This is a genomic window from Rubellimicrobium thermophilum DSM 16684 (assembly GCF_000442315.1).
Lineage (GTDB): Bacteria > Pseudomonadota > Alphaproteobacteria > Rhodobacterales > Rhodobacteraceae > Rubellimicrobium > Rubellimicrobium thermophilum.
The window spans coordinates 130,480-156,708 of record NZ_KE557320.1; the positions used below are offsets into that span (position 1 = coordinate 130,480).

The window sequence follows — 26,229 nt, forward strand, 5'->3', positions numbered from 1 at the left end:
CCGGAGCGCGCGGCCCGCTAACCGCCTGTTAACCTCTCAGGGGCAGAACGGGGGGCATGAGACCGAATCGCGCCCCCTCTCCCGCGGCCCAGGCCGCAGCCTGCCGCCACCCCCTCCGCCCCCTCCCGGGGGCGGGACAATCACTGCGCGGCCCGACGCATGGCCACGAGGCTTTGCAGGTAGCTCTCGAATTCCTCGCGCAGATCGTCCCGCGCCAGACCGAAGGCAACGGTGGCCTGCAGGAATCCGGCCCTGGAGCCGCAGTCGAACCGCTCGCCCCGGAACCGGTAGCCGTAGACGGGATGCCCTTCCTGGATCTCCCGCGCGATGGCATCCGTCAGCTGGATCTCTCCCCCGGCCGAAGGTCTGATCCGCGTCAGATGGCCGAGTACGCGGGGCGTCAGGATGTAGCGCCCGATCACGGCGAGGTTGGAGGGCGCCTCGTTCCGCGGGGGCTTCTCGACCATGCCCCTGACGGAGACCAGCGTTCCCATGTCCTGCTCCACGTCGAGCATGCCGTAGGAGGAGGAGGCCTCGGGCGGCACCTCCATGGCGGCCACCATGCAGCCCCCGGTTTCCCGATGCGCCTCCATCATCTGCTGGAGGCAGGGTTTCTCCGCGGCGATGACATCATCGGGCAGGATGACCGCGAAGGGTTCGTTGCCGATCAGCCGTCGCGCGCAGGCCACCGCATGGCCAAGGCCCATCGCCTTGTGCTGGCGGATATAGGCGATCGCGCCGGATTCCATGTTGGTCGCCTTCAGCGCCTCGAGGAGATCCTTCTTGCCGTCGCGCTTGAGCTTGCTCTCGAGCTCGGGGGCATGGTCGAAATAGTCCTCGAGGGCGGATTTGCCCCGCGCGGTGACGAAGATGAACTCGCGGATGCCGGCCGCGCGGGCCTCGTCGATGGCATACTGGATCAGGGGACGGTCCACGAGGGTCAGGATTTCCTTGGGGACGGCCTTTGTCGCGGGCAGGAACCGCGTGCCGAGGCCCGCCACCGGGAACACCGCCTTCGTGACCTGTCGTCTCATGGAACCCCTCACCTTTGCTGTCTGACGGCGGCTCATGATAGCGCGGGAGCCCCAGCCGGCAATGCGCGTTTCAGACAGCAGACAGGGGAAAGGCGGTGCCTGCGTGACGCAATCGGGGCGACGCCGTGGCGATCAGGGCTGGCCCAGCGCGCCCAGCATGGCCTCGAGGCGGGGCACATCCTCGGGGTTGTTGACTTCCCAGAAGGGCCGCCCCCGCGCCTCGACCGGCACGCAGAGCACGGTCTCGCCCATTTCGAGAAAGCGGAGCTGCTCGAGACCCTCCTGCTCCTCGAGGGGGCCGGGATCGCGCCGGCGGTAGGCCTCGAGCGCCGCGGGCCGGTAGGCATAGACGCCGACATGATGCCAGACCGGGGTGGCCTCGCCTTCGGCAAAGGGGCGGGCGGTGAAGGGAATCACCTCCTTGGAGAAGTAGAGCGCCCGTCCCTTCGCATCGAAGACGGCCGTGGTGCCCCCGACGCGGCCGGCCCGGCGGTCCTCGCGAAAGGCGGAGAGCATCGCTCCCTCCATCCGCAGCACGGGGGTGGCCATGGCTGCCTCGCCGGCATCGCGGCGCAGGGCGGCAAGCAGGGCCTCGACGAACCAGGGGGGTGTGAGAGGCGCATCGCCCTGCAGATTGACGACGAACTCCCAGCGTCCGCCCAGCCGGTCGAGTGTCTCGGCACAGCGTTCGGTGCCGTTGCGGGGGGCTGTCGTGGTCATCACGACCTCCGCACCGAAAGCCCTGCAATGATCGCGGATGCGTTCGTCTTCGGTGGCGACGACGACGCGATCGATGCCGGACACGGCCTGCGCCGCTTCCCAGCTTCGCCGGATCAGGCTGCGCGCCTCGCCGCCGGCGCCGCGCAGGGGAACCAGGGGCTTGCCCGGAAAGCGCGAGGAGGCATGCCGCGCCGGAATGACGAGGAGGACCGCCATTCAGACCGCTCCCTGTGTGGATTTCAGCACCACGCCGGGGGCGAAGGCGACGAAATGGGGGTTCTCGAAGCCCGGCTTGCCATAGAGCAGCGGCCCCTGCCCGTCGAGGCGGAGCACCTGTCCCCCCGCGCCCAGCAGCACCGCCTGCCCGGCCGCCGTGTCCCACTCCATTGTCCGGCCGAGGCGCGGATAGAGATCCGCCTCGCCCGAGGCCACGAGGCAGAACTTGAGCGAGGAGCCCGCCGAACGGAAGGCCGCCACGTCATAGAGGGCGACATAGGCGTCCGTGGCCGCATTCCGGTGGCTCTTGGAGGCGACAACCCGCAGGGCCCGGTTGTCCGGTTCGGCCACCTGCAGCGGTCTTGCGGGGCCTGTCGGCACGCCGTTCGCAGCGATCTGCATCTCGAAGGAACGGCCTGCGGCATCGGTCTGGAACAGCCGCCCCGAGGCCGGGGCATAGACGACACCCCGCCGCGGCACGCCGTCGCGGACATAGGCGATGTTGACCGTGAAATCGCCCGCGCCGCGGAGGAATTCCTTTGTCCCGTCCAGGGGATCGACGATCAGGAACTCTCCGTCCGGGATGGCGCCATGGCTTTCGGCCCGCTCCTCGGTCACGAGGGGGATGCCGGAAAAGGCCTCCGCAAGGCCGTCGGCGATGATGCGGTCGGCGGCGAGGTCTGCGGCGGTGACGGGCGAAAGATCGTCCTTGACGGTGGCGCCCAGATCGCCGCCCGCCATCGCTGCGCGCCGCACCTCAAGGATTGCGGCCCCCGCCCTCAGGGCCAGCTCGCGCATCGTCGCGCAGAGGCGGTCGTAGTCCATGGCTCCTCCCCGTTGCCGGCCCGGATCCGGCCCCTTATGCTGGCCCTGCAGCGGATCGGCAAGAATCCCGCGCAGGACAGGCCCGGACAGGCCGGAGGAACGGGCGATGGTCGAGGAGGCGGGGACAGGGCAGGGGGCGACAGCAGGGGCGGGAACGGCGGCTCGCAGGCCGCAGCGGCCGGGTGCTCTGCGCGCCGCCCTGGTGATGGCGGATCTCATCTACCATTCGACTGTTCGCAACGTCCGCAAGACGCATCGCAATGCCACCGCGGGCCTGCTGATGAACATCCTGCAGACGGTGGTCTTCCTGGCAGCCTTCTGGGTGATGTTCACGCTGCTCGGAGTGCGTGGCAACGCGATCCGGGGGGACTTCCTGCTCTATCTGATGAGCGGGATCTTTCTCTTCATGATCCATACCAAGGCCGTGGGCGCCATCGTCCGGGCCGAGGGGCCGACATCCCCGATGATGCAGCATGCACCCCTCAATACCTATGTCACGATGGCGGCTTCGGCGCTGGCGGCGCTCTATCTGCAGCTCCTGTCGATGCTGGCGATCCTGTTCGTCTATCATGTCGCCTGGTCGCCCATCACCATCGATCAGCCGCTCGGGGCGCTGGGCATGGTGCTGCTGGCCTGGTTCTCGGGCGTCGGGGTGGGGGTGATTCTCGCAGCGCTGCGGCCCTGGGCGCCCCAGGGGGTGCAGATCGCCGCCCAGGTCTATTCCCGCGCGAACATGGTTGCCTCGGGAAAGATGTTCGTGGCCAATACCCTGCCGGGATACATGCTGTCCATCTTCGACTGGAACCCGCTGTTCCATGCCATCGATCAGGCGCGGGGCTATGTGTTTCTCAACTACAACCCGCACTTCACCTCCTGGAGGTATGCGCTATGGGTGGCCATCGTCCTGATCGTGATCGGCCTGATGGGCGAAAGCTATACCCGCCGTCGCGCATCCCTGTCCTGGAATGCGGGGCGCTGAGGCGCCTGCTGGCCGCCTGTCTCCTGCTGCCCTGGCTTGCCCTTGCGTCTGTGCCGTCCGCCGCGGCCCAGGACCTGCCTGCGCGCTTTTCGGTCACCGATGTGCCTCCGGGCGATCGCCTCAACATCCGCGAGGCCCCTTCGGCTTCGGCCCGCATCCTTGGCAGTTTCCAGCCCGGGGCCACGGGTATCGAGGTGATCGCGAAGAGCCCCGATGGCCGCTGGGGGCTTGTCCCGCTGGCCGAAGGGGCGGGATGGGTCGCGATGCGCTATCTGCGTGCCGAGCCTCCCTCTGCCACGCCGTTGCCCCGGCCGCTCTATTGTCGCGGGACCGAGCCCTTCTGGTCCGTCTCGGTCACGGCCGAGGGAGCCCTGTTCGAACGGCCCGATCAGGATGTCATCCGTCTGCGCCAGCATGGCGAGGTGGCGGGCCTGACAGGGGGAGTGATGGCCTTCGACGCGGGCGGCGAAACGCTGGATCTGACGGTGATCCGGGCCCGCTGCTCGGACGGCATGAGCGACCGCCCCTATGGGCTGCAGGCGATGGTCTGGAACCGCGGCGCACTGTTCCTCGAAGGCTGCTGCACCCTGACGGCGCGCTGAGACCGCGGGCAGAGCGCGCCGCGGCCTTCGGCCGGCCTCAGGCGGGCAGGGGTGCCGCGCTCGGGGGATGGAGATAGACCGGCGTGCCCTCCGGCACGCGATCATAGAGGTCCATGACATGCTCGTTGAGCAGCCGCACACAGCCGTTGGACACGGCCGTGCCGATGGTCTGCGGCGCATTGGTGCCATGGATCCGCATGAAGGTGTCGGCGCCGTCGGACGTGAAGAGATAGAGCGCCCGTGCCCCCAAGGGGTTGTCGGGGCCGCCCGGCATGCCGTCGGCCCATGGGGCATAGAGCTCGGGCTCGCGCGCGATCATGTCGGGGGTCGGGGTCCAGGAGGGCCATTCCTTCTTGGCCCCCACATGGAATCGCCCGGCCTCATACAGACCGGGGCGACCGATTCCCACGGCATAGCGGATCGCCTTGCCATCGCCGAGCGTCCAGTAGAGGGCGAAACGATCGGGATCGACATGAATCTCACTCGGGCCGATGCCGCCCTGCACCGAAACGAAACGCGGGGTCATCCAGTCCACTGCTGTCGGTGCCGGGGCGCGGGCGGTTTCCTGGGCGGACAGGGGCGCCGACAGGGGCATCATGGTGACGGTGCCGGCGGCCAGACCGGTGACAAGGATGCGGCGGCGGGTCAGCATGGCGGGCTCCCTTCGAAACGGAGGGGAGGCGGACCCATGGTCCGCATCCCTTTCGGGGAGCCAACGCGCCAGCACCCCCGGCGTTCCCCCCTGGGTCCTTCCGTCAGCGGAGCGTGTCGCCGCGGTCGAGCATCGGGGTCAGTTCCACCCGCTCTCCCGGGGGGCGGCGCGGATCGCGCAGGCGCGCGGCGAGGATCTCGGCGGCCCTGCGGCCGATCTCGCGTCGGCAGGCATCCATCGTCGCAAGCCGGCGCGGCAGGCCATCGAGAAGCTCGAGCCCGTTGAACCCGGCCAGCCCGATGCGGCCGGGAATATCCGCCCCCTGATCGAGCAGCCAAAGCAGCCCCCCCGGCCCCGATCATGTCATTCGAATAATAGAGGAAGTCGAGATCGGGCGTGCGCCCGAGGATGGCCTGGGTCATCTCCCGGCCCTTGAGGAGCGCCGATCCGCCTTCGTAGAACTCGCGGTCGGCAATGGCGATGCCGGCCTCTGCCAGCCGGTCGGCAAAGCCCTTCATGCGTTTGCGCGCTCGATGGTCGAGCGGCATCTTGGTGCCCAGAACCCCGATCCGCCGATAGCCCGCCGCGAGGATCGCTTCGGCCATTTCGCGGCCTGCCCGGACATGGCTGATCCCGACAACGGCATCGATCGCGTCGCCGTCCACATCCATGATCTCGACCACCGGACAGCCCGCACGGGCGAGCATCGCGCGGGATGTCTCGGAATGTTCGAGCCCGGCCACGATCACGCCCGCCGGTCGCCAGGACAGCATCTCGAAGAGGACCTTCTCCTCGCGCTCGGGTTCATAGTCGGTAAAGCCCACGACCGGCTGGAGGGGGGTGCTCTCGAGCCCTTCGGAGATGCCCGACAGCACTTCGGGGAAGACCATGTTGCCCAGCGAGGGGATCACGACGGCCACCAGGTTCACCCGCTTGGAGGCCAGCGCGCCGGCGATGCGGTTGGGGACATAGCCGAGGCGCTTGGCCGCCTCCTGCACGCGCGCGCGTGTCGCGGGCGAGACATCACCCAGACCGCGCAGGACCCGGCTCACGGTCATTTCCGAAACACCCGATGCCTCTGACACGTCGCGCAGGGTGAGCGGACGGCTGGGTGGGCGCTTGGGCGGGGTCACGGGGCAGTCTCCGATGGGGCCATCGGTCTTCCTTATGCCCTGCGACGCAGGAAGGGCCAAGATCCGCCCGGGCTGGAGACCCGGGTCGCGGCGCTGCGGGCAAGGCGCAGATCGGAGGGGCGTGGATCGGAGGGACAGACAGGACCGGAGCGGTTGACCCCGCAGGCCGGGCCGGGCATGAGAGGGCGTCCATCCCCGGCCCCGTAGCTCAGGGGATAGAGCGGCCGCCTCCTAAGCGGCAGGTCGATGGTTCGAATCCATCCGGGGTCACCACCGGGCCTTGTGCCCCGGCCGCACCGTCCCCTGTCTGTCAGTTGATGTTGTACTGCGAATAGGTGCAGATATCCCAGGTGTCGGTGAACTGCTGCCCGGATGCGAATTCCACCAGGACATCGTAATAGCAGTTCGCGACATTGTGGAAGATCACATCGAGATACTGGCCGGGCTGAAGGACACGGGACCCCAGAAGATCCTGTTCCCAGGAATTGTTGTGGGTCGGCGAGGAATAGATGCGATAGACCACCTGCCCGGAATTGTTCTGGAACCGGACTCCGTAGGTCTGGGCCTCGGCGGCGTGCAGGCCGCCAAGAGAAAAGGCAAGAACAAGGGCGGCCATGCGTGTCATCGGGGGTCTCCTGGTCCCGTTTCCGTGAATGGGCCGAGGATAGCCCTGCACATTCCTGTGACCAAGCGGAAAGATGACAGAACACAGCCGGAAGACCCTGTCCGATCGGACAGGGTCCTTGGTTCCGGCGCTGCGATAAAGGGTGCAGATCGGCGGGCTATTCGGCCCGAAGCGTGTAGCTGGCCAGTTCGCAGATATTGACGCTGTCGACCATTTCCTGCCCGTCCTCGAAGACAAAGCGCAGGTCATAGTCGCAGGTTGCCTCGCCATCGGCGATCGTGACGGTGCCGCTCTCGCCAGAGGGCAGGACATTGGCGCCGAGAAGATCCTCGCCCCAGCTCCCGTCCGCCACCGGCGAGGTGTAGAATTCCATCAGCGTCAGCCCGGATTGGTTCACCAGCTCATACTGCACGTCCTGCGCAACGGCAGGCAGGCCGATGGCGCCCAGAAGGAACGCAGAGGCCAGGCGGGTGACAGATGTCATGATCGGCTCCTTGATGAGGGCGAGAGACCGCCCGCCCCCCCTCTACAGAGGTCGGGGCGGTCTTTCACCCCTGAAGCGGCGGCAATCCCCCGAAAAAAAGAAAGAACGGCAGGCCATCACGACAGCAGATCCGTCAGGCCACGAGGCGGTAGCCCCCCGATTCGGTCACGAGCAGGCGCGCATTGGACGGATCGGGTTCGATCTTCTGGCGCAGGCGGTAGATATGGGTCTCGAGCGTGTGGGTCGTCACGCCCGCATTGTAACCCCAGACCTCGTGCAGAAGGACATCACGCGGGACCACCGCATCCTGGGCCCTGTAGAGGAACTTGAGGATGTTCGTCTCCTTCTCGGTCAGGCGCACCTTCTTGTCGTCCTCGGTGACAAGGAGCTTCTGCGCCGGCCGGAAGGTATAGGGGCCGAGCTGGAACACCGCATCCTCGCTCTGTTCATGGGTGCGCAGCTGGGCGCGCAGCCGGGCGAGGAGGACGGGGAACTTGAAGGGCTTGGTGACATAGTCATTGGCGCCGGCCTCGAGCCCGAGGATCGTGTCGGCGTCCGAATCCTGCCCCGTCAGCATCACGATCGGGCATTTGACGCCCTGCTTGCGCATCACGCGCGCCAGCTCGCGCCCATCGGTATCGGGCAGACCCACATCGAGGATCACCAGGTCGAAATGCCCGGCCTTGAGCTTGGTCAGGGCTTCCTGACCGGTCGCGGCCTCGAACACGTCGAAGTCCTCGGTCATCACGAGCTGTTCCGAAAGCGCTTCGCGCAGATCGTCGTCGTCATCCACAAGCAGGATCTTCTTGAGCTGGGGCATGGCGCCCTCCCTGGGGTCAACGTGGCTGCTTCAGGCACAGAAATGGGAACAAGCCCGCGATCTCCAACGCTTTTGCAAGAATCCTCACAGCCATGTGTCGGGTCGGTGACATGGTTTCCAAGATCGGCCCCACAGGCTATGGGATCGCCATGACTCATCCGCTCGATCCCGATCTGGCCGAAAGGCTCGCCCGCGCAAGGGCCGATCTGCGGATCGGTCTGCCTGTCCTGATCGAGGATCAGACGGACCGCGCCCTTGCCCTTGCTGCCGAGACCGCAGGACCGGCACGCTTCGCGGCGTTGCGGGGGGTCGCCGGCGCGCTGCTGGCCATCGGGGCCCGACGCGCCGCCACGCTGAAGGCCCGTGCCTATGACGGCGATCTCGCCCGGCTGCGCCTGCCGCCGGATGCGGATCTGGCCTGGCTACGGGCGACGGCCGATCCGGCGCGCGATCTCGCCGCGCCCCTCAAGGGGCCTTATGTCGCGCTGCGCGACGGGGAGGGGGGGGTTTCCGCAGGGCTGGCCCGCGCAGCGCTGCGTCTGGCCAAGGGCGCGCGCCTGCTGCCGGCCATGGTGCTGGCACCCTGGAAGGCCGAGGAACCGGCGGGTCTCGTCCGGGTGTCGGTTGCCGAGATGGCTGCCCCCCCTCTCTCCCGGCTCTCCGAGGTGGTGTCCGCCCGTGTGCCTCTTGCGGTGTCGCGGGCAGGACGGCTCCATGTGTTCCGTTCGCCGCTCGAGGATGCCGAGCATGTCGCCGTCGAGATCGGCGCGCCGCCACGCGACCGCCCCGTGCTGGCGCGGCTCCATTCCGCCTGCCTGACCGGCGACATCTTCGGATCCGTCAAATGCGACTGCGGCCCCCAGCTTCATGCCGCGCTGGCCCGCATGGCCGAAGAGGGCGCGGGGGTGCTTCTCTATCTCGATCAGGAGGGGCGGGGCATCGGACTGGCCAACAAGATGCGGGCCTATTCGCTGCAGGATCAGGGATTCGACACGGTGGAGGCCAATCACCGCCTGGGTTTCGAGGATGACGAGCGGGATTTCCGGGCGGGCGCACAGATGCTTGCGGCTCTCGGCTTCTCGGCGGTGCGGCTGCTGACCAACAACCCGGCCAAGGTCCGGCGGATGGAGGAAGCCGGCATCGCGGTGACCGAGCGGGTGCCGCTGCGCGTCGGCGAGACGCCCGAGAATGCCGCCTATCTCGCCACCAAGATCGCCCGGTCGGGGCATCTGCCATGAGGGTGCCGCGGCGCGATGATCTGGTGCTGACCCCCACCGGTCTGCGCGCCTTCGGCCGCCGCCTGCCCTGCTCGTTCGGGAGGGGCGGGCTGACGGCCGACAAGCGCGAGGGCGACGGCTGCACACCGAAGGGGACCCATGCCATCCTGGGCCTGCTCTGGCGCCCGGACCGGATGCACCGCCCGGCAGAGCGGGCGCGTCCCATCAGGCCGGGCGACCTGTGGTCGGATGATCCGCGCGACAGGGACTACAACCGCATGGTCCGTGCCCCGCATCCCTGGTCGCACGAACGGCTGCGCCGGCCCGATCCGCTCTATGATCTGGTGATCGTGACGGGGTGGAACTGGCCCCGGCCCGAACCCGGGCGCGGCTCGGCCATCTTCCTGCATCGCTGGCGCCGTCCCGGTGCGCCGACGGCGGGCTGCATCGCCCTGCATCCGCGCGATCTGCGCTGGATCGCGGCGCGTCTGACCCCCCGCACGCGCCTGGTCGTGCGATGAGGGTCTGACGCCGCGTCCTGCGTGACCGCTGCGGAATCGGACGGCAGGATCGACAGTGCCATGTCATATCCGCATCTTCTGTCCCCGATCCGCCTTGGTCCCTTGTCGCTGCCCAACCGCGTGCTGATGGGCTCCATGCATACCGGGCTCGAGGAGCTGGGCGACTGGGGCCGGGTCGCGGCCTATTATGCGGCACGGGCCTCGGCGGGGCTGATTGTCACGGGCGGGATGGCGCCTAACCGCGAAGGCGCCGTGTTTCCCGGTGCCGCGGGCCTGTTCACCGATCGCGACGTCGCGAATCACCGCCGCGTCACCGATGCGGTTCATGAGGCGGGCGGGCGCATCGCGATGCAGATCCTGCATGCCGGGCGCTATGCCTATGGGCCCGATTGCGTCGCGCCTTCGGCTGTCCGCTCCCCGATTTCTCCCTTCGTCCCGCGCGCCCTGGACGAGGAGGGCATCAGGGCCCAGATCGCCGCCTTTGCCACGGCCGCGGCCCGCGCAGCGGAAGCGGGCTATGACGGGGTCGAGGTCATGGGCTCCGAGGGGTATCTGATCAACCAGTTCCTGGCGCCCCGTACCAATCGCCGTGAGGATGCCTGGGGCGGCAGCCCGCGGAACCGCCGGCGCTTCGCGCTGGAGGTGGTGCGCGCCGTGCGCGCGGCGCTGGGCCCCGATCGCGTGCTCATCTATCGCATCTCGCTGATCGATCTGGTCGAGGATGGCCAGACCTGGGAGGAGATCGCCGCGCTGGCCCGCGAGGTGGAAGCGGCCGGCGCGGATGCCCTCAATGCCGGAATCGGCTGGCACGAATCGCGTGTGCCGACGATCGCGACCTCGGTCCCGCGGGGGGCCTGGACCTGGCTGGCCGCACGCCTGAAACAGGAGACCGCCCTGCCGGTGATCGCCTCCAACCGCCTGAACACGCCCGAAGCGGCCGAGGCGGTCCTGGCGGCCGGCGAGGCGGACATGGTCAACATCGCGTGTCCCTTCCTGGCCGATCCGGATTTCGTGACCAAGACCGCCCAGGGTCGGGCGGCCGAGATCGCCCCCTGCATCGCCTGCAATCAGGCCTGTCTCGATCACACCTTCGCAGGCAGGACCGCCTCCTGCCTTGTCAATCCGCGGGCCGCGCACGAGACGGTGCTGGTCATCCGCCCCGCTGCGGCGCGGCGCCATGTCGCGGTGGTCGGCGCCGGCCCCGCCGGCCTGGCGGCCGCCCTGACTGCCGCCGAGAGGGGGCATGCCGTGACGCTGTTCGAACGCGAGCCCCGCATCGGCGGTCAGCTCAACCTGGCGGCTGCGGTGCCGGGCAAGGAGGAGTTCGTCCCCCTCATCGCCTGGTTTGCCCGGATGATCGAACGGCGTGGCGTGATGCTGCGGCTTGGCTGCGAGGCAGTCCCGGAGGATCTGGAGGGCTTCGATGCGGTTGTCGTGGCCACCGGCGTGCGGCCGCGCGATCCCGGCCTGCCGGGGCAGGATCTGCCCCATGTCGCTACCTATGCCGATATCCTGACCGGCCGCGTCACGGCCGGCCCGCGCGTTGCGGTGATCGGGGCGGGCGGCATCGGCTTCGATGTCTCGACCTATCTGGTGATCGGGGCGGGCTCTTCGTCCGACCCTGCCCGATGGCGCGCCGAATGGGGGGGTGGGCGATCCCGCCGAGATCCGCGGCGGCCTCGTCCCGCCCCGGCCCGATCCCCCCTGCGTCAGGTGACGCTGATCCAGCGCAAGGCGGGTCAGCCGGGGCGCGGGCTGGGCCGGACGACAGGATGGATCCACCGCGCCGCATTGCGGATGAAGGGCGTCCGGATGCTGGGTGGCGCCACCTACGAGCGGATCGCGCCCGAGGGCCTCTGGCTTCGGCTGGACGGCGGAGAGCCCGAACTCGTGCCGGCGGACACGATCGTTCTCTGCACCGGGCAGGAGAGCGAACGGTCCCTTGCTGACAGGTTGCAGGCGAGGGGGGCGCCCCGTGCATGTGATCGGCGGGGCCGATATGGCTGCCGAGCTCGATGCCAAGCGCGCGATCGATCAGGGGATGCGTCTGGCTGCCACGCTCTAGCCGTTTCCGTGCCCGATCAAATCCATCCATTGTCCGTGCAATGGCCAAGGGTGCGTCCACAACGCGCCCCATTCCGTGGACAGTCTGGATCCATTCCGATCGCTCCCGCCAAGGACGACTCCGATGGACCGACTGACCGAGATGGAAGCCTTCGCCGCCGTGGTGGATCAGGGCGGGTTCACCGATGCCGCCAAGAAGCTCGGCATTTCCAAGTCCGCCGTCTCGAAGCATGTCTCCTCTCTCGAGGCACGGCTCGGGGCGCGGCTGCTCAACCGCACCACGCGGCGCGTCTCGCCGACCGAGATCGGTCTGGCCTATTATGATCGCGCGCGGCGCGTGCTGAACGATGCCGGCGAGGCCGATGCGCTCGTGACCTCGATGCAGAGCGCCCCTTCGGGCCTTCTGCGGATCTCCGTGGCCACCGATTTCGGTGTGAATCACCTCTCTCCGGTGCTGGGCGAATTCCTGCAGCAGTATCCCGACATCACCGTCAACATGGTGCTCAACAACCGCTATGTGGAGCTCATCTCCGAGGGCTTCGACATGGCGATCCGCATCGGCGAGCTCGAGGACAGCTCCCTGCGGGCGCGCAAGATCGCCGAGACATCCAAGAGGATGATCGCGTCTCCTTCCTATTTCGCCCAGTTCGGCCGGCCCGAGAAGATCGACGATCTGAACGAGCACAAGCTCCTGCACTATTCCAACCAGTCCTCGGCCGCCGTGTGGAAGATCACGGCCCCTTCGGGGGAGAAGCGCCAGATCCGCACCGCCGGCTGGCTCACGGTCAATGACGGGCAATCCCTGCTCAACGCCTGCATCTCGGGGCTGGGCATCGCCTATCTGCCGGCCTTCCTCTATGCCGATGCAATGCGCAAGGGCCTGGTCGAGGAGGCGATCCCCGGCCTTCCGGTGGAGGTGCTGGGCATCTATGCCGTCTATCCGCCGGGCCGTTTCACCCAGCCCAAGGTGCGGGCTTTCATCGATTTCCTCGTGAATGCCTTTGCCGACAAGGGGCCGGACAACTGGTAGGCTTCAGGGCAGCGGCACGGCCTCCACGCGCCGGTTGGCCGCGCGCCCTTCCGGAGTGAGGTTGGAGGCCACGGGTGCAAGCCAGCCCATCCCGTGGGCCTCGAGGCGCGTGCTCGCCACGCCGTAATCCCGGACCAGCCGATCCGCAACAGCGCGGGCGCGGGCACGTGAAAGGGCGATATTCGCCTCCAGAGGACCGGTCGCATCCGTATGGCCCACGATGGCCACCCGCCTTGCGGGATCCTCTGCCAGCCAGTCCGCCAATGCGGCAAGCGCCCTCTCTCCTCCGCTGTCCAGATCCGCCGAGCCCGGGGCGAAGTGCAGGCCTTCCAGCATCGCATGCCCCTCCGCATCGAGCCGTGCGGCCAGCGTCCGGCGGTCAGACACAGCCAGGGCGGGGGTAGGGGCCGGGGCGGGGGAGGGCGTGCTCCTTGACGGGGCCTCTGCTTCTTCCCTGTTCGCATCGACATGAATCGCCTGCACGAAGCCGCGCCCGCCGCTGCGGCTGACCAGAAGGCTCAGCCCCTCTGATCCCCTGATCGCCGAGAGATAGCGGAAATCCGCAAGATCCACGATCATCGCCGGCGGAGGCAGCACCTCGATCGCCATGCGGAAGTCGAAGCCGCCACAGGCCGCAGCCGCACAGTCGAGAAGGACATCCCATCCGGCCTCGATCAGACTGGCGCGCAAGGGGGCCAGAAGGGCCAGCGTCGTGTCGTCGCCCGGTATCTCCCAGCTGCGCTGTTCGACCTCGCCCTCGAGCCGCCTCAGCGGCACACCCTCTTCGCTCCAGGGCGCTTCGGCCAGGGCATGCTCGGCCAGCCCCAGCGTCTCGTCGAGAAGGAGTGTCGCCCCCGATGGCGGATCCGGCATCTGGGCGGCAGCAGGCACAGCCCCCAGAAGGAGAAGCGCCAGAAACGCTTTCATCCTGCCCGATCCTCCGGGAACAGGGCGGCGAGGCGGGTCATCGCTTCGCCCACGCGTGCCCCGTCCGCCCCGCGGATGACGACATGCGCCCCATAGGCGCCGTCCTGCTGAAAGGGATAGGAGCCGAAGGACAGATCGGGATAGTCCGCTGCCAGGGCCGCAAGCGGGCCGGCGATCTCGCCCTCGCCGCGCAGGATGCGCAGGGACTGCGACAAAAGCGGCGTGCCGCCTGTCAGCCGGGGCAGCAGGCTGGCGACCATCGCCTCGAAGATGCGTGGCACGCCCGCCATCACATGCACGTTTCCGACCGAGAAGCCGGGCGCGGCACTGACCGGATTCTCGATCAGCTCCGCCCCTTCGGGAATGCGGGCCATACGCAGCCGCGCCTCGTTCAGCGGGATGCCGCTGCGGTCGTAATGGGCCTGGAGGATCGCGCGGGCATCCTCGCGCACCGAGAGGGGGCGGCCCAGCGCCTCGGCCACGGCATCGGCAGTGATGTCGTCATGAGTCGGCCCGATGCCGCCCGAGGTGAAAAGATGGTCATGGGCTGCGGACAGCTCGCGCACGGCACGGACGATGGCCTGCATCCGGTCGGGGACGATCCGCGCCTCGCACAGGTCGATTCCCACACGCGCCAGTTCCTGGGCGAGGAAATGCATGTTGCTGTCGCGTGTGCGGCCCGAGAGGATCTCGTCGCCGATGATGAGGATGGCGGCAGTCGGGTTCATCCTGCACCTGAAGACCGGAAGGATGGTGTCGGGTATAGGCTGGGCCAGGCCGGTGGACCAGCAGCATCTGCTGGAACTTGGCCGTCTGATCGCCTATCTGCAGGGGCATGATGGACGGGGTTGGACGAGTGGACGAACGCAGAGGCAGGCTGACGCGCGACGGCATCCGCATTCACGAGCCTGCGGATTTCGAAGGGATGCGCCGCGCGGGTCGCGTGGTGGCCGGGATCCTTGATGCCATCATTCCGCATGTCCATCCGGGGCAGACGACCGGTGCCATCGACCGTCTGATCACCGAGATGGTGCAGGCGGCCGGGGCGACATCGGCGACGATCGGCTACAAGGGCTATCGGCACGCCTCCTGCATCAGCGTCAATCATGTCGTCTGCCACGGCATTCCCGGCGACAAGGTGCTGAAGGATGGCGACATCCTCAACATCGATGTCACCGTGATCGTGGACGGATGGTATGGGGACAGCTCGCGGATGTATGTCGCGGGCACGCCTTCCCGCAAGGCCGAGCGGCTCTGTCAGGTCACCTATGACGCCCTGATGCGCGGGATCGAGGCGGCCCGTCCCGGCAACACCTTCGGCGATATCGGCGCGGCCATCCAGGCCCATGTCGAGGCCAACCGCATGTCCGTGGTGCGCGATTTCTGCGGCCACGGCCTCGGCCGCGTTTTTCATGCCCCGCCCAATGTCCTGCATTATGGCCGTCCCGGAACGGGGCCGCGGCTGGAGGAGGGGATGTTCTTCACCATCGAGCCGATGGTGAATCTGGGTCGGCCGGAGACCAAGATCCTCTCCGACGACTGGACGGCCGTGACGCGCGACAAGTCCCTCTCGGCCCAATACGAACATTCGATCGGCATCACCGCCACGGGCTGCGAGATCTTCACCCTTTCGCCCGCCGGGCGCTTCCACCCGACTTGGGGTTGATCCCGGCGGCACTGCATCGGGATGTCGGTCGAGGGCTGGCCGGGCCGGAGCAGGTGCTCCGTGCCGGAATCGGCACACGGCCGTCCCTGACGGGATGGCCCCTGTCCGACGGACCGTCCTGTCCGGATCCGGCTCGAAGGCGGCATCCTTCCCCTGGGCGTCGCCCCTCGACCCCGTGACCGAGGCGCACAGGGCCGCTGCAGGCAGAACATAATTGTATCAGGCTGTCGCGAGACGCCGTTTTGCGACAATTGGCGACAAGACTCCGCTTCTGCGAGCTGGCCGGCCGGCTTATCGCTGAGTGCCGTTTCCGGAGGATGCCCGTCAGGCGATGAATCCGCTGCCGCATCAGGTCCTGATCGTCGATGATGCCCGCGACATCCGCGAGCCGCTGGGGCAGTATCTGCGCCGGCAGGGGCTCCGGACCCTGCTTGCGGCCAGTGCCGCAGAGGCGCGCCGCTGTGTCGAAACCGCCAATCCCGCACTGGTCGTTCTGGATGTGATGATGCCGGGCGAGGACGGACTCAGCCTCTGCCGCTGGCTCGTGGCGCGGGGCGGGCCGCCGGTGATCCTTCTGACCGCGATGGCCGGCGAGACGGACCGCATCGTGGGCCTGGAACTCGGTGCCGACGACTATGTCGTCAAGCCCTTCAATCCGCGGGAACTTCTGGCACGTATCCGCGCCGTGCTGCGCCGCATCCCCGAATCCGCTCGCATCGTGGCCCCGCATCCGCGCCGCATCGGTCCCTGGCAGCACGATCCGGCCTGCCAGCGGCTGAAACATGACGACGGGCGGATCGTCGCGCTCACCAGCGGCGAGAACCGGCTTCTGGGCATCCTGATGGACAACCCCCATCGCGTCATGTCGCGCGAGGAACTTCTGGAACTGAGCGCCGGACGCGGTGCAGGGCCCTATGACCGGGCCATCGACAACATGATCAGTCGCCTGCGCCGCAAGATCGAGGCCGATCCGAAGAGGCCTGTTCTCATCGTCACCGAATGGGGTGGCGGCTATCGTCTTGCGGCGGATGTGGAGGATCTGGCGTGACGGGACGCCTCTTGCGTCCTGACGGTCTGTCGGGCCGGATCGCGCTTCTGCTGTCGCTGGCACTGGCCACGGCGCATCTGGTGATCGCCGGCATCCTGTATCTCGACCGCGAGACGCAAGCCGGTCAGTCCCTGCTGGCGGCCGAACTGGGGCGCCTCGATCGGCTGGTCGCAGCGATGCTCAGGGCGGGCCCGGCTACGCGGGCAGAGATCCTGCAGCTGGCGCAGAGCGAGACCCTGTCCCTGTCCCTGTCCGATGCGCCGCTCGACATGACCGGCCTTGACCCGGTTCCGCCCGATCTTGTCCGGCAGATCCGGACCATGCCGTCCCTTGCCGAGGCCACCGGCGGGATTGCCGCGCCCGCCCCGTATACGGCGCCCCGGCTGATCCTGTCCGTTCCGATTGACGGATCGGCGGGTGACGGGTCGCGGCTTGTTGCGGCCTTGCGTCTCGATGCGGCCTTCCTGCCAGCCCGGAGTCCCGGCCGCCTTGCGCTGATCCTGGGCCTGCCCTTCGCGCTTGTGCTGGCCTTCGGATTGGGTTTCGTGCGCCGGCTTGTCCTGCCCTTACAGCAGATGGCCAGCGCCGCCCGGGCCTTCGGCCATGGTCAGCGCGGCGTGCGCCTTGCTGAAGACGGCCTTCGGGAGCTGCGCGATCTGGCGCGGGCCTTCAACGAGATGCAGGACCGCCTTGCCGCCGCCGAGGCAGAGCGGTTGCGCATGGTTGCCGCCGTTGGCCACGATCTGCGGACGCCGCTCACCAGCCTTCGCATCCGGGCCGAGATGCTGGACGAGGACGAGGCCGAGCCGATCATCCGCACGATCGAGGACATGGCGGTGATGGCCGAAACCCTGATCGCCTATGCCCGCGGTGCACGCGATGCCGAGCCGATCCGGCACTTCGATCTGCGAGAGCTGCTCGAACGCCTCTGTGACGAATGCGGCTGCACCCTGATTGCGGCCGACCCGGCCGGGATGCGCGGCCAGCCCGTGGCTCTGGGGCGGGCCCTGCGCAACCTTCTGGACAATGCTCGCCGCTATGGCACTGACACGCGCGTCACGCTGACGGCCGCCAAGGCGTGCCTGACGGTGCAGATCGATGACGATGGTCCGGGCATTCCCCCCGAACGGATCGAGACCCTGTTCCGTCCCTTCGAACGAGGCGAGGCCAGCCGCAACCCGGATACGGGGGGGTCGGTCTGGGACTGGCCATCGCAAGAGCCGTGATCGAACGGCATGGCGGGCGCATCAGCCTGAGCAACCGTCCCGAAGGCGGGCTGCGGGCCACCGTGACCCTGCCGCCCGAACTGCCGAGTCCGGCCGGACCCGGCACGGATGCACATACAGGGGAGAGAACATGACCCGACCCATCCTGCGCCATGTTCTGCCGGGCGTTCTGGCCGTCCTGCTTTCGCTCGCGATGCCCGCCGCGATCGCACAGCCGGCAGGGCCGATGCCCGGCATGGGCGGGCCGACCGAAGTTGGCGTGATGACGCTGGACGAGACGGAAGTGCCCTTTCTGCTGACGGTTCCCGGACGGGCCGTCGCCTATGAGGAGGTGGCCATCCGCCCCAGGGTCAGCGGCACGATTGCGGAAATCCTCTATAGCCCCGGCCAGGATGTGGCGGAGGGCGATGTGCTCTTCCGCATCGAGGACGACAGCTATGCGGCCGAGGTCGCCAGCGCCGAAGCCTCTGTCGCCCGGGCGGAGGCCGCGCTGCGCGCGGCGCAGGCCACCGTGGAGCGCTACGAGAGCCTGGCCGGCACCGGTGTCACGGCGCAGGATCTGGAGACGGCCCGTGTCTCGGTCCTGCAGGCCGAGGCCGATCTGCGGGCCGCCGAGGCCGTCCTCCAGACCGCGCGGCTCAACCTCGAATGGACCGAGCTGCGCAGCCCGATCGCGGGGATCGCCGACATTCCTTCGGTTTCGGTCGGGGCCCTCGTGACAGCCAATCAGGGCGAGGCCTTGGCAACCGTCACTCGCATCGACCCGATCTTCGTCGATGTCGGGGAGTCGAGCCGGCGCCTGGCCGAGATCCGCCGCCGTATCGAGGAGGGCCGGCTTCAGGCGGGGACAAACCTGGGGATTCGCCTCACGCTCGAGACCGGGGAGATCTACGAAGCCGAAGGCGAGATGATCACGCAGGGCATGCGGGTGTCGCAGACCACCGGGACGCTTGCCTTCCGCCTCCGCTTTCCGAACCCCGAACGCCGGATCCTGCCCGGTCAGTTCCTGAGAATCGATGTGCAGCTGGGCACGATCCGCGCGGTCCTGGTGCCGCAGGGTGTGACGCAGCGCAACGCTGCCGGCGAGCCTGACCGCCTTCGTGGCCGAGGACGGCATCGCCCGGCAGAGGGTGCTGACCGAAGAGGGAAGCTACGGCAATGCCTGGATCGTGACAGAGGGGATCGAGCCCGGCGAAACCGTGATCGTCGATGGACTGTCGAGGCTGCGCGACGGGGCGGAGGTGACGACTGTCCCGGTCGAGATCACCGCCGATGGCACGATCCATCGCACGGACGGCGGGTCCGACGAATTCCTGCCGGTCGGAACCGCGCCGGCGATCGGTGCCACGCCGCCGGCCGCTGCCGACAATGGATCGGATCCCGGGCCCGGCGCGGCGACGGACAGCGGCAACAGGACGCCTGTCGCCGACGGGGGGAACTGACGATGGGGGTCTTCTTCATCCGCCGTCCGGTTTTTGCCTGGGTTCTGGCGCTGCTGGCCATGCTGGCCGGTGTCTGGTCGCTGATGAACCTGCCGGTCTCGCAGTATCCGGACATCGCTCCGACGACGATCCGGGTCTCGGCCAGCTATCCCGGGGCCTCGGCGTCAACGGTCGAGAATTCGGTGACGCGGGTGATCGAGGATGCCATGACGGGCCTCGAAGGCCTGATCTACATGACGGCCCGCTCCAGCCGGGGTTCGTCCTCGCTCGAGCTTGTCTTCGATGACAGCGTCGATCCCTCCGAAGCCCAGACCGAGGTGCAGTCGCGCGTCTCCCAGGTGGAACGCCGCTTGCCATCGACGGTGCAATCGCAGGGCGTGAGCATCACGCGTTCGAGCTCCTCGATCCTGATGGTGGCCGCCCTTGTGGACACGACCGGGAAACGGACCCAGATCGAACTGGGGGATATCATCGCCAACACCGTCGAAGGGCCTGTGCAGCGCACCGAAGGTGTCGGGGGGCTGCAATCCTTCGGAGCCGGCTATGCCATGCGGATCTGGCTCGATCCCCTGGCGCTGGCGCGCTACGGTCTGACGCCGCAGGACGTGGTCAGCGCGGTCGAGAACCAGAACACCAATGTCTCGGTCGGTTCGCTGGGCAGCCAGCCGACAGCCGAGGGGCAGCAGTTCACGGCCCAGATCACGGCACAGAGCCAGCTCGGTTCGGTCGAGGAGTTCGAGCGGATCCTGCTGCGCACAGAGGCCGCGGGGGGCGTCGTGCGGCTGGCGGATGTGGCGCGGGTGGAAATCGGCCAGGAGAGCTACGGCGGCGATTCGCGCTTCAATGGCCTGCCGGCGGCCGGGTTTGCCGTGAACCTGGCCACCGGCGCCAATGCCGTGGACACGGCTGAGGCGGTGCGCGCCACGCTCGAGGGCCTTGCCCCGGCCCTTCCCGAGGGCGTCGAATTCCGGATCGCTTATGACACCTCGCCCTTCGTCGAGCTGTCGATCGAGCAGGTCTACCATACCCTGATCGAGGCGGTGGTTCTGGTCGTGCTCGTCCTCGTGATCTTCCTGCAGAGCTGGCGCGCGACGCTCATCCCGCTGATCGCGATCCCGGTCGTGCTGCTCGGCACCTTTGCGGTGCTGCAGGCGACCGGCTTCAGCATCAACACGCTCACCATGTTCGCGATGGTGCTGGCCGTGGGGCTGCTGGTGGATGATGCCATCGTGGTCGTCGAGAATGTCGAGCGGCTGATGGCCGAGGAGGGGCTGTCCGCACGCGAGGCAACGCACAAGAGCATGGGCCAGATTTCCTCTGCGCTGATCGGCATCAGCGTGGTGCTGGCAGCGGTGTTCCTCCCGATGGCCTTCTTCGGCGGATCGACCGGCGTGATCTACCGGCAGTTTTCCGTCACGATGGTGGCGGCGATGGCCTTGTCGCTGCTGGTCGCCCTGATCCTGTCGCCGCCGATGTCGGCGCGGCTTCTGCAGAGCCGACGGGGCCCCGTGCGCCTTGCGCCCGCACGCTGGTTCAACACCGGGCTCGATCGGCTGCGCGATGCCTATGCTGCAACGGTGCGCGCCAGCCTCAGGCTGCCGCTGATGGCCCTTGTCGTGCTGGCCGCGATCCTGGCCGGTCTCTGGGGCCTTTGGCAACGCCTGCCGTCCTCCTTCATCCCGACCGAGGATCAGGGCGTCCTGATGGCCATGATCCAGCTTCCCGAAGGCGCGACGAGCGCCCAGACGCGGGAGACGGTCGAACGGGTCGAGCGCTACTTCCTGACCCATGAATCCGAGGGCGTGGATTCGACCTTCGCTGCGCTGGGCTTCGGTTTCGGCGGATCGGGTCAGAACAATGCCATGGTGTTCATCAAGCTCAGGGATTTCGACGTCCGCGAGGGCCGCGACGACCTGACGGCGGCCGCCATCGCCGGCCGGGCCAACATGGCCTTCATGAGGAACCGTTCGGGGCAGGTCTTCGTCATGCAACCGCCGGCGATCATGGGCCTGGGCAATACCGGCGGCTTCTCGATGTATCTGGTCGATCAGGCCGGGCATGGCAGCGAGGCGCTGATCGCTGCGGCCAATCAGCTGGTTGCCGATGCGCAGGGCAGCGCGCTCGTCACCTCGGTCCGCGCCACCGGCACCAGCCAGAGTGCGGCCCTGCGGATCGACATCGACCAGGAGAAGGCCGAGAGTTTCGGCGTGTCGCTCTCGGCGGTGAACGGCATGCTGTCGATCATCTTCGCGGGGGTCGAGGTCAATGACTTCGTGCTGGGTACTTCGCTGCGGCCGGTGATCGTCCAGGCCGATGCGGCGCATCGCATGCAGCCCGAGGACATCCTGTCCTGGTATGCGGTCAACAATCAGGGCGAGATCGTGCCCTTCTCGGCCTTCATGACCACCCGCTGGGAACCGATGGCCCCCCAGTTGCAGCGCTATGGCGGGGCCGCCGCCGTCGAGATTTCCGGGCAGGCAGCCCAGGGCGTGAGCTCCGGCGCCGCGATGGACGAGATGGAACGGCTCGTTGCCGGATTGGATGGCGGCTATGCCGCGGCCTGGACCGGCATCAGCTACCAGGAGCGACAGTCCGGCGATCAGGCGCCCTTCCTCTATGCCATCTCGGCCCTGGTGATCTTTCTTGCGCTGGCCGCGCTCTATGAAAGCTGGACGATCCCCTTCGCGGTAATGCTCGCGGTGCCTGTCGGGGTGCTTGGGGCACTGGGTGCGGCCTGGGCGCTCGGCCAGTCGAACGATGTCTATTTCAAGGTCGGGATGCTCACGACCATCGGCCTTGCTGCACGCAACGCCATCCTGATCGTGGAATTCGCCGAGGATCTCCGCCGGCAGGGCCGGAGCGTGACCGCGGCCGCGCTCGAGGCCGCCCGTCTGCGCCTTCGGCCGATCCTGATGACGGCGCTGACCTTCATCCTGGGCGTGCTGCCGCTGGCCACCGCGTCGGGTGCGGGGGCGGCCGCGCAGAACGCCATCGGCATCGGCGTGCTGGGAGGCATGGCGGCCTCCACCTTCGTCGGCATCGTTCTCGTGCCGGCGCTCTATGTCCTGATCCTGCGCATCGTCGTGCGGCGCCCATCCGAAGGAATTGCCTGATGGCCAAGCTGGTCTGCCCCGTCCTTGTCCTGTCGCTGGCGCTTGCGGGCTGCACGGCAGGCTCCGACGACCGCAGCCCGGGCATCGCCCTGCCGGCCGCCTTTCACGGCAGCGCCGGCGAGGCGCCGGTCGGCGATGTGGCGGAACACCGGTGGTGGCAGGAGTTCAACGACCCGCTCCTGACCGAACTGGTCGAGGCAGGGCTGTCGCAGAACCTGTCCATCCAGCTGGCGCTGGCCCGTGTGGCCGAGGCACAGGCCACCGCGCGGGCCACCGGCCTGCCGGCGCTGACCGATGGATCCCTGAGCGGCGCGATCACGCGCATGGGGGGTGATGCGCAGTCCACCGCGACCAGCCGCACGGCCGGCTTCTCTCCCTTGCTGATCCTCGATCTCTTCGGCGCCGAGCGGCGCTCGCGCGAGCAGGCGCTGGCCCAGCTGCAGGCTGCCGAGCTCGATGTCGGCACCGCGCGGCTGGCCTTCGTTTCGGGCCTGGTGTCCAGTTATCTGGACCTGCGCTACTACCAGGAAGCGCTGGCACTCTCGCGCGAAAGTCTGGCGCTCCGGCGCGAGACGCTCTCCCTTGTGGAGCAGCAGCGGAATGCCGGAACCGCCACCGATCTGTCCGTGGCCCAGGCGCGTGCGGCGCTGGACGAGGCCGAGGCGCAGATCCCCGGGCTGGAGCAGGGCTTCTACGCCTCGGCCTATGCCATCGCCACGCTGATCGGCCGTCCTGCCCAGGAGATCATGCCGCAACTGGAGCAGGGCCGCGCCCAACCCTTGCCGCGGGGAAGCTTCTCGGCGGGTGTGCCGGCCGACCTGTTGCGCAACCGGCCGGACATCCGTTCGGCCGAACGCAGCCTTGCTGCCGCCGTCGCCGCCCTGGGCGTCGCCGAGGCCCAGTTCTATCCCTCGGTGACGCTTTCGGGCACGATCACGGCAGCGGATTCGACAAGCTGGTCCTTCGGTCCCGCGATCCAGCTGCCTGTGCTGAACCGCGCTGTCCTGTCGGCCAATCGCGATCAGGCGATGGCCCGGGTTCGGCAGGCGGATCTGAGCTGGCGCAGTGCTGTCCTCTCGGCTGTCGAGGAGGTCCAGGCGGCGCAATCCGCGCTGGCCCGCCATCGCCGCGCCCTGGCGGCCCGTCAGCAGGCAACGGAATCCTCGGCACGGCTGGTCGAGCTGTCGCGGCAGACCTGGGAGAACGGCGCGACCACGCTGCTCGACTTCCTCGAAAGTCAGCGCAGTCTGGCTTCGTCCCAGCTGTCACTGGCTGGCGCCAGGCGCGACATGGCGGCAAGCTGGGCCAGCCTCCAGGTCGCCGCAGGGCGCGGCTGGTTTCCCCGGTAACCTGCGGCACCCGGCGCGGCCGGCCCGCCCCTCTGCTCGGCGATCCGGCGGCGGGTCCTGCCCGGTTCCTGACCGGGGGGCGGGTGGAGGGCATCCGGCCGGCATCCCGCCGCTGTCCTGCCCCGGGCCGATCCGCAGAGCGTAGCCCGACTGTCACAGGACATGATGACATCTGGGGCCGGCATCGGCTCGGCCGCGGGCCTTCCCCGGCGAGGTGGAGGCCGCAAGCTCAGTCCTGCCTTGGGGCGGCTTCGGGCAGTTCCGCCGTCAGATAGCGCTGGATCGTGGCGCCGATCATCCCGACCACCGTCTCGCGCGGCAGGTCCGCCTCGGTCAGACCCAGCACGAAGCGCAGATAGGCCAGCCCCAGGATCTGCGTGGCGATCAGCGCCGCGCGTTCCCCCGCCGTTCCGGGCCGGCGACACGGGCCACCATCGCCGCCACCTGTTCGGACAGGATCGCGCGGATGCGCTGGGCGGCTTCGTCATTGGTGGCAGCCGTGCGGATCAGCACCCGCAAGAGGTCGTCCGTATCGTCCTGCCAGCGGCGGAAAAAGTGCCGCACCAGTTCCTCGCCGATCCGGTCCCGCTCGAGGCCCGACAGGTCGGGGAAATCGAGCCGGATCGCGACGGCGCGGGCGAACAGCCCCTCCTTGCCGCCGAAATAGCGGTTGATCAGCGCCGGGTTCACCCCGGCCTCGGCCGCGATGTCGCGCACCGTCGTCCGCTCGAACCCGTTGCGGGAAAAGATCGCGCGCGCCGCCGCGATCAGCCTGTCCTGCGTCGCCTGTGCATCCCGTGCCATGCCTGTCCTTGTAAACATTTGTTGACTTGTCGCGATTTCCGTGCCAAGTAATCACCTGTTTACATCGGGCACGGGAGAGTTGCAATGGAACGGATCGCGACACAGGTGCTGATCGTCGGTGCGGGCCCCGCGGGGCTGGCCACCGCGATCGGGCTGGCGCAGAAGGGCGTCGATTTCGTCATCGTCGATGCGCTCCCCGAGGCGCAGAACACCTCGCGCGCGGCGGTGATCCATGCCGCGACGCTGGACAGCCTCGCCGCGCTGGGCCTGCGCGAGCGCGTGGTCGCGCAGGGGCTGAAGGTGCCGCATTTCCGCATCCGCGACCGGGTGATTTTCGCCACCGATTTCAGCACCCTGCCGGGGCCGACGAAACATCTGGTGATGATCCCGCAGGACGAGACCGAGGCCATCCTGATCGACCGGCTGGCCGCGCTTGGCCACCGCGTGCGCCGGCCGCTGCGGCTCGACGCGCTGACGATCCAGCCCAGCGGGGTCGAGGCCACCTGCGCCGGGGAAGGGACAGAGCTGCGCATCGCGGCGCGCCATGTCGTCGGCGCCGATGGCATGAACAGCGCGGTGCGCGCGGCGGCGGGCATCGGCTTTCCGGGCGAGACCTATGGTTCCTTCCTGCTGGCCGATGTGCGGATGGACTGGCCGATCGCGCCGGGCGAGGTCACGCTTTATTTCGCCGAGGCGGGCACGCTGGTCGTGGCGCCGATGTCGCAGGGCCGCTATCGCGTCGTGGCGCAGCTTGCCAACGCGCCTTCGGTGCCGCGGCTTGAGGACGTGCAGCGGGTGATCGACGAACGCGGGCCCCGGCAGGGCGCGCGGCTGCGCGAGGTGCTGTGGGGCTCGCGCTTCCAGGTTCACCACAAGCTGGCCGAGCGGCTGCATGCCGGCCCCGTCGTGCTGGTCGGCGATGCGGCCCATGTGCACAGCCCGGCTGGCGGGCAGGGCATGAACCTTGGCCTGCGCGATGCCGAGGCGCTGTCCCGCGCGCTGGCCGAGGCGCTGCGCAGCGGATCGGACGCGCCGCTCTCTGCCTATGACGCCGAACGCCAGGCAGCGGCGGCCAAGGTGCTGGCGATGACCGACCGGCTGACGCGGGTTGCCACGATGTCGGGCCGGGGTCGGCGCTGGCTGCGCAACCGGCTGATTTCGGCCGCCGCGCTCATCCCCGCGATCCGGCGCCAGGCCGCGCTGAGGCTGGCCGGTTTCCGCTGAGCCGGCGCCCCGAGGCACGGGCCGGGGCGATGGCCGCGCGCGCCCTATCAGGGCGCGGGGCCGAAGGCTGCCAGCGCAGCCTCATAGGCAGGCCGCTTGAGCGGCAGGACGAGATCGCGCGCCTCCTCGAGCGTGCCCCAGCGCCAGGCCGCGAATTCGGGATGCCGGGTGGCCAGATCGATGGCATCTTCGCTGCCCAGGAAGCGCAGCAGAACCCATGTCACGGCCTGTCCGCGATAGCGCCCCTGCCAATGGGCCGGGCGCATGGCGGGGGGCAGGTCATAAAGGGCCGGCTCGGGCGCCACGCGCTCCAGCCGGACAAGGGCAGGGGGGGATGCCTGTCTCCTCCTCCAGTTCACGCAGGGCGGCCTGTTCGGCGCTTTCCCCTTCGTCGATTCCGCCTTGGGGAAGCTGCCATGCGTGACCGGAGCTCTCCGGCTGGTCCGCGCGGCGGGCGATGAAGACCCGCCCCTGCGCATCGGCCAGCACGATGCCGACACAGGGGCAT

At 68.5% G+C, this 26,229-nt stretch carries 19 protein-coding genes, 1 tRNA gene and 5 pseudogenes; 14 read left to right on the forward strand and 11 right to left on the reverse strand.

The window, feature by feature from the left end:
* Window positions 1-140: 140 nt before the first annotated feature.
* The 3 genes from RUTHE_RS01620 to cysQ all read right to left on the reverse strand — a co-directional run bounded on the left by RUTHE_RS01620 (window position 141) and on the right by cysQ (window position 2,795).
* Window positions 141-1,034 (reverse strand): UTP--glucose-1-phosphate uridylyltransferase, encoded by an 894-nt coding sequence (locus RUTHE_RS01620; protein ID WP_021096488.1) that lies wholly within the window; start codon window positions 1,032-1,034, stop codon window positions 141-143.
* A 132-nt stretch (window positions 1,035-1,166) separates the two neighbouring features.
* Window positions 1,167-1,970: a 3-deoxy-manno-octulosonate cytidylyltransferase gene (locus RUTHE_RS01625; RefSeq protein ID WP_021096489.1), complete on the reverse strand. Its 804-nt coding sequence runs from the start codon at window positions 1,968-1,970 to the stop codon at window positions 1,167-1,169.
* Window positions 1,971-2,795, reverse strand: coding sequence for a 3'(2'),5'-bisphosphate nucleotidase CysQ (cysQ, locus tag RUTHE_RS01630; protein WP_021096490.1), 825 nt, complete (start codon window positions 2,793-2,795; stop codon window positions 1,971-1,973). It lies immediately after the preceding gene.
* A 205-nt stretch (window positions 2,796-3,000) separates the two neighbouring features.
* Here cysQ and RUTHE_RS01635 point away from each other — a divergent pair, with 205 nt between their 5' ends.
* On the forward strand, window positions 3,001-3,774 hold the full coding sequence (locus RUTHE_RS01635; protein WP_051150392.1) for an ABC transporter permease: 774 nt from the start codon (window positions 3,001-3,003) through the stop codon (window positions 3,772-3,774).
* Window positions 3,775-3,824: 50 nt separating this feature from the next.
* Complete coding sequence (locus RUTHE_RS01640; protein WP_021096492.1) at window positions 3,825-4,376, forward strand: COG3650 family protein; 552 nt, start codon at window positions 3,825-3,827, stop codon at window positions 4,374-4,376.
* Window positions 4,377-4,413: 37 nt separating this feature from the next.
* Here RUTHE_RS01640 and RUTHE_RS01645 read toward each other — a convergent pair whose 3' ends face one another.
* Both RUTHE_RS01645 and RUTHE_RS01650 read right to left on the reverse strand, forming a co-directional pair.
* On the reverse strand, window positions 4,414-5,028 hold the full coding sequence (locus RUTHE_RS01645) for a L,D-transpeptidase (RefSeq protein WP_021096493.1): 615 nt from the start codon (window positions 5,026-5,028) through the stop codon (window positions 4,414-4,416).
* Between the two features lie 103 nt (window positions 5,029-5,131).
* Window positions 5,132-6,086, reverse strand: a pseudogene (locus RUTHE_RS01650) (LacI family DNA-binding transcriptional regulator).
* A gap of 272 nt (window positions 6,087-6,358) precedes the next feature.
* On the opposite strand from RUTHE_RS01650, the gene RUTHE_RS01655 reads away from it, so the two are divergent.
* A tRNA-Arg gene (locus tag RUTHE_RS01655) sits at window positions 6,359-6,434 on the forward strand.
* A 37-nt stretch (window positions 6,435-6,471) separates the two neighbouring features.
* On the opposite strand, the gene RUTHE_RS01660 is transcribed toward RUTHE_RS01655, so the two are convergent.
* From RUTHE_RS01660 to RUTHE_RS01670, 3 genes are all read right to left on the reverse strand, one after another.
* Window positions 6,472-6,786, reverse strand: a complete 315-nt coding sequence (locus tag RUTHE_RS01660; protein ID WP_021096495.1) for a hypothetical protein — start codon at window positions 6,784-6,786, stop codon at window positions 6,472-6,474.
* A 157-nt stretch (window positions 6,787-6,943) separates the two neighbouring features.
* Window positions 6,944-7,270: a hypothetical protein gene (locus RUTHE_RS01665; protein WP_021096496.1), complete on the reverse strand. Its 327-nt coding sequence runs from the start codon at window positions 7,268-7,270 to the stop codon at window positions 6,944-6,946.
* Window positions 7,271-7,403: 133 nt separating this feature from the next.
* Complete coding sequence (locus RUTHE_RS01670; RefSeq protein WP_021096497.1) at window positions 7,404-8,090, reverse strand: response regulator transcription factor; 687 nt, start codon at window positions 8,088-8,090, stop codon at window positions 7,404-7,406.
* Window positions 8,091-8,239: 149 nt separating this feature from the next.
* On the opposite strand from RUTHE_RS01670, the gene ribA reads away from it, so the two are divergent.
* The 4 genes and pseudogenes from ribA to RUTHE_RS01690 all read left to right on the forward strand — a co-directional run bounded on the left by ribA (window position 8,240) and on the right by RUTHE_RS01690 (window position 12,922).
* A complete protein-coding gene (ribA, locus tag RUTHE_RS01675; protein WP_040645126.1) occupies window positions 8,240-9,328 on the forward strand; it encodes a GTP cyclohydrolase II in 1,089 nt (362 codons plus the stop codon).
* Window positions 9,325-9,828 (forward strand): L,D-transpeptidase family protein, encoded by a 504-nt coding sequence (locus RUTHE_RS01680; RefSeq protein WP_021096499.1) that lies wholly within the window; start codon window positions 9,325-9,327, stop codon window positions 9,826-9,828. Before ribA ends, RUTHE_RS01680 begins: the two co-directional genes overlap by 4 nt.
* A gap of 135 nt (window positions 9,829-9,963) precedes the next feature.
* Window positions 9,964-11,790, forward strand: a pseudogene (locus tag RUTHE_RS01685) (FAD-dependent oxidoreductase); the annotation flags it as partial.
* A gap of 226 nt (window positions 11,791-12,016) precedes the next feature.
* Entirely contained in the window at window positions 12,017-12,922 is a 906-nt protein-coding gene (locus RUTHE_RS01690; RefSeq protein ID WP_040644926.1) for a LysR family transcriptional regulator, read from the forward strand.
* 3 nt (window positions 12,923-12,925) lie between these two features.
* Here RUTHE_RS01690 and RUTHE_RS01695 read toward each other — a convergent pair whose 3' ends face one another.
* Together RUTHE_RS01695 and RUTHE_RS01700 are read right to left on the reverse strand one after the other, a co-directional pair.
* Entirely contained in the window at window positions 12,926-13,849 is a 924-nt protein-coding gene (locus RUTHE_RS01695) for an OmpA family protein (RefSeq protein WP_021096502.1), read from the reverse strand.
* On the reverse strand, window positions 13,846-14,577 hold the full coding sequence (locus RUTHE_RS01700; RefSeq protein WP_021096503.1) for a competence/damage-inducible protein A: 732 nt from the start codon (window positions 14,575-14,577) through the stop codon (window positions 13,846-13,848). Before RUTHE_RS01700 ends, RUTHE_RS01695 begins: the two co-directional genes overlap by 4 nt.
* 110 nt (window positions 14,578-14,687) lie before the next feature.
* Here RUTHE_RS01700 and map point away from each other — a divergent pair, with 110 nt between their 5' ends.
* The 6 genes and pseudogenes from map (at window position 14,688) to RUTHE_RS01725 (ending at window position 23,693) form a co-directional block, all read left to right on the forward strand.
* The gene (map, locus tag RUTHE_RS01705; protein WP_021096504.1) at window positions 14,688-15,515 is read left to right on the forward strand and encodes a type I methionyl aminopeptidase; all 828 of its coding nucleotides are present in this window, start codon (window positions 14,688-14,690) and stop codon (window positions 15,513-15,515) included.
* A gap of 301 nt (window positions 15,516-15,816) precedes the next feature.
* On the forward strand, window positions 15,817-16,563 hold the full coding sequence (locus RUTHE_RS01710) for a response regulator (protein WP_342662196.1): 747 nt from the start codon (window positions 15,817-15,819) through the stop codon (window positions 16,561-16,563).
* 320 nt (window positions 16,564-16,883) lie between these two features.
* Window positions 16,884-17,923: pseudogene (locus tag RUTHE_RS17275) on the forward strand (ATP-binding protein).
* Window positions 17,924-18,051: 128 nt separating this feature from the next.
* A pseudogene (locus RUTHE_RS17280) lies at window positions 18,052-18,789 on the forward strand (efflux RND transporter periplasmic adaptor subunit); the annotation flags it as partial.
* A gap of 444 nt (window positions 18,790-19,233) precedes the next feature.
* Entirely contained in the window at window positions 19,234-22,344 is a 3,111-nt protein-coding gene (locus RUTHE_RS01720) for an efflux RND transporter permease subunit (RefSeq protein ID WP_040645127.1), read from the forward strand.
* Window positions 22,344-23,693 (forward strand): efflux transporter outer membrane subunit, encoded by a 1,350-nt coding sequence (locus tag RUTHE_RS01725; RefSeq protein WP_021096508.1) that lies wholly within the window; start codon window positions 22,344-22,346, stop codon window positions 23,691-23,693. The genes RUTHE_RS01720 and RUTHE_RS01725 overlap by 1 nt, the downstream gene beginning before the upstream one ends.
* A gap of 229 nt (window positions 23,694-23,922) precedes the next feature.
* On the opposite strand, the pseudogene RUTHE_RS01730 reads toward RUTHE_RS01725, so the two are convergent.
* Window positions 23,923-24,515, reverse strand: a pseudogene (locus tag RUTHE_RS01730) (TetR/AcrR family transcriptional regulator).
* Window positions 24,516-24,581: 66 nt separating this feature from the next.
* On the opposite strand from RUTHE_RS01730, the gene RUTHE_RS01735 reads away from it, so the two are divergent.
* On the forward strand, window positions 24,582-25,721 hold the full coding sequence (locus RUTHE_RS01735) for an FAD-dependent oxidoreductase (RefSeq protein WP_021096510.1): 1,140 nt from the start codon (window positions 24,582-24,584) through the stop codon (window positions 25,719-25,721).
* Window positions 25,722-26,229: the final 508 nt, after the last annotated feature.

Bases quoted from the DNA above. Each gene is read 5' to 3' on its own strand.
- RUTHE_RS01690 (WP_040644926.1), top strand. From the start codon at position 12,017: ATGGACCGACTGACCGAGATGGAAGCCTTCGCCGCCGTGGTGGATCAG.
- RUTHE_RS01735 (WP_021096510.1), top strand. From the start codon at position 24,582: ATGGAACGGATCGCGACACAGGTGCTGATCGTCGGTGCGGGCCCCGCG.
- RUTHE_RS01660 (WP_021096495.1), bottom strand. From the start codon at position 6,786: ATGACACGCATGGCCGCCCTTGTTCTTGCCTTTTCTCTTGGCGGCCTG.
- RUTHE_RS01620 (WP_021096488.1), bottom strand. From the start codon at position 1,034: ATGAGACGACAGGTCACGAAGGCGGTGTTCCCGGTGGCGGGCCTCGGC.
- map (WP_021096504.1), top strand. From the start codon at position 14,688: ATGGACGGGGTTGGACGAGTGGACGAACGCAGAGGCAGGCTGACGCGC.
- RUTHE_RS01700 (WP_021096503.1), bottom strand. From the start codon at position 14,577: ATGAACCCGACTGCCGCCATCCTCATCATCGGCGACGAGATCCTCTCG.
- RUTHE_RS01680 (WP_021096499.1), top strand. From the start codon at position 9,325: ATGAGGGTGCCGCGGCGCGATGATCTGGTGCTGACCCCCACCGGTCTG.
- cysQ (WP_021096490.1), bottom strand. From the start codon at position 2,795: ATGGACTACGACCGCCTCTGCGCGACGATGCGCGAGCTGGCCCTGAGG.
- RUTHE_RS01645 (WP_021096493.1), bottom strand. From the start codon at position 5,028: ATGCTGACCCGCCGCCGCATCCTTGTCACCGGTCTGGCCGCCGGCACC.
- RUTHE_RS01695 (WP_021096502.1), bottom strand. From the start codon at position 13,849: ATGAAAGCGTTTCTGGCGCTTCTCCTTCTGGGGGCTGTGCCTGCTGCC.
- RUTHE_RS01635 (WP_051150392.1), top strand. From the start codon at position 3,001: ATGGCGGATCTCATCTACCATTCGACTGTTCGCAACGTCCGCAAGACG.
- RUTHE_RS01720 (WP_040645127.1), top strand. From the start codon at position 19,234: ATGGGGGTCTTCTTCATCCGCCGTCCGGTTTTTGCCTGGGTTCTGGCG.
- RUTHE_RS01725 (WP_021096508.1), top strand. From the start codon at position 22,344: ATGGCCAAGCTGGTCTGCCCCGTCCTTGTCCTGTCGCTGGCGCTTGCG.
- RUTHE_RS01625 (WP_021096489.1), bottom strand. From the start codon at position 1,970: ATGGCGGTCCTCCTCGTCATTCCGGCGCGGCATGCCTCCTCGCGCTTT.
- RUTHE_RS01665 (WP_021096496.1), bottom strand. From the start codon at position 7,270: ATGACATCTGTCACCCGCCTGGCCTCTGCGTTCCTTCTGGGCGCCATC.
- ribA (WP_040645126.1), top strand. From the start codon at position 8,240: ATGACTCATCCGCTCGATCCCGATCTGGCCGAAAGGCTCGCCCGCGCA.
- RUTHE_RS01670 (WP_021096497.1), bottom strand. From the start codon at position 8,090: ATGCCCCAGCTCAAGAAGATCCTGCTTGTGGATGACGACGACGATCTG.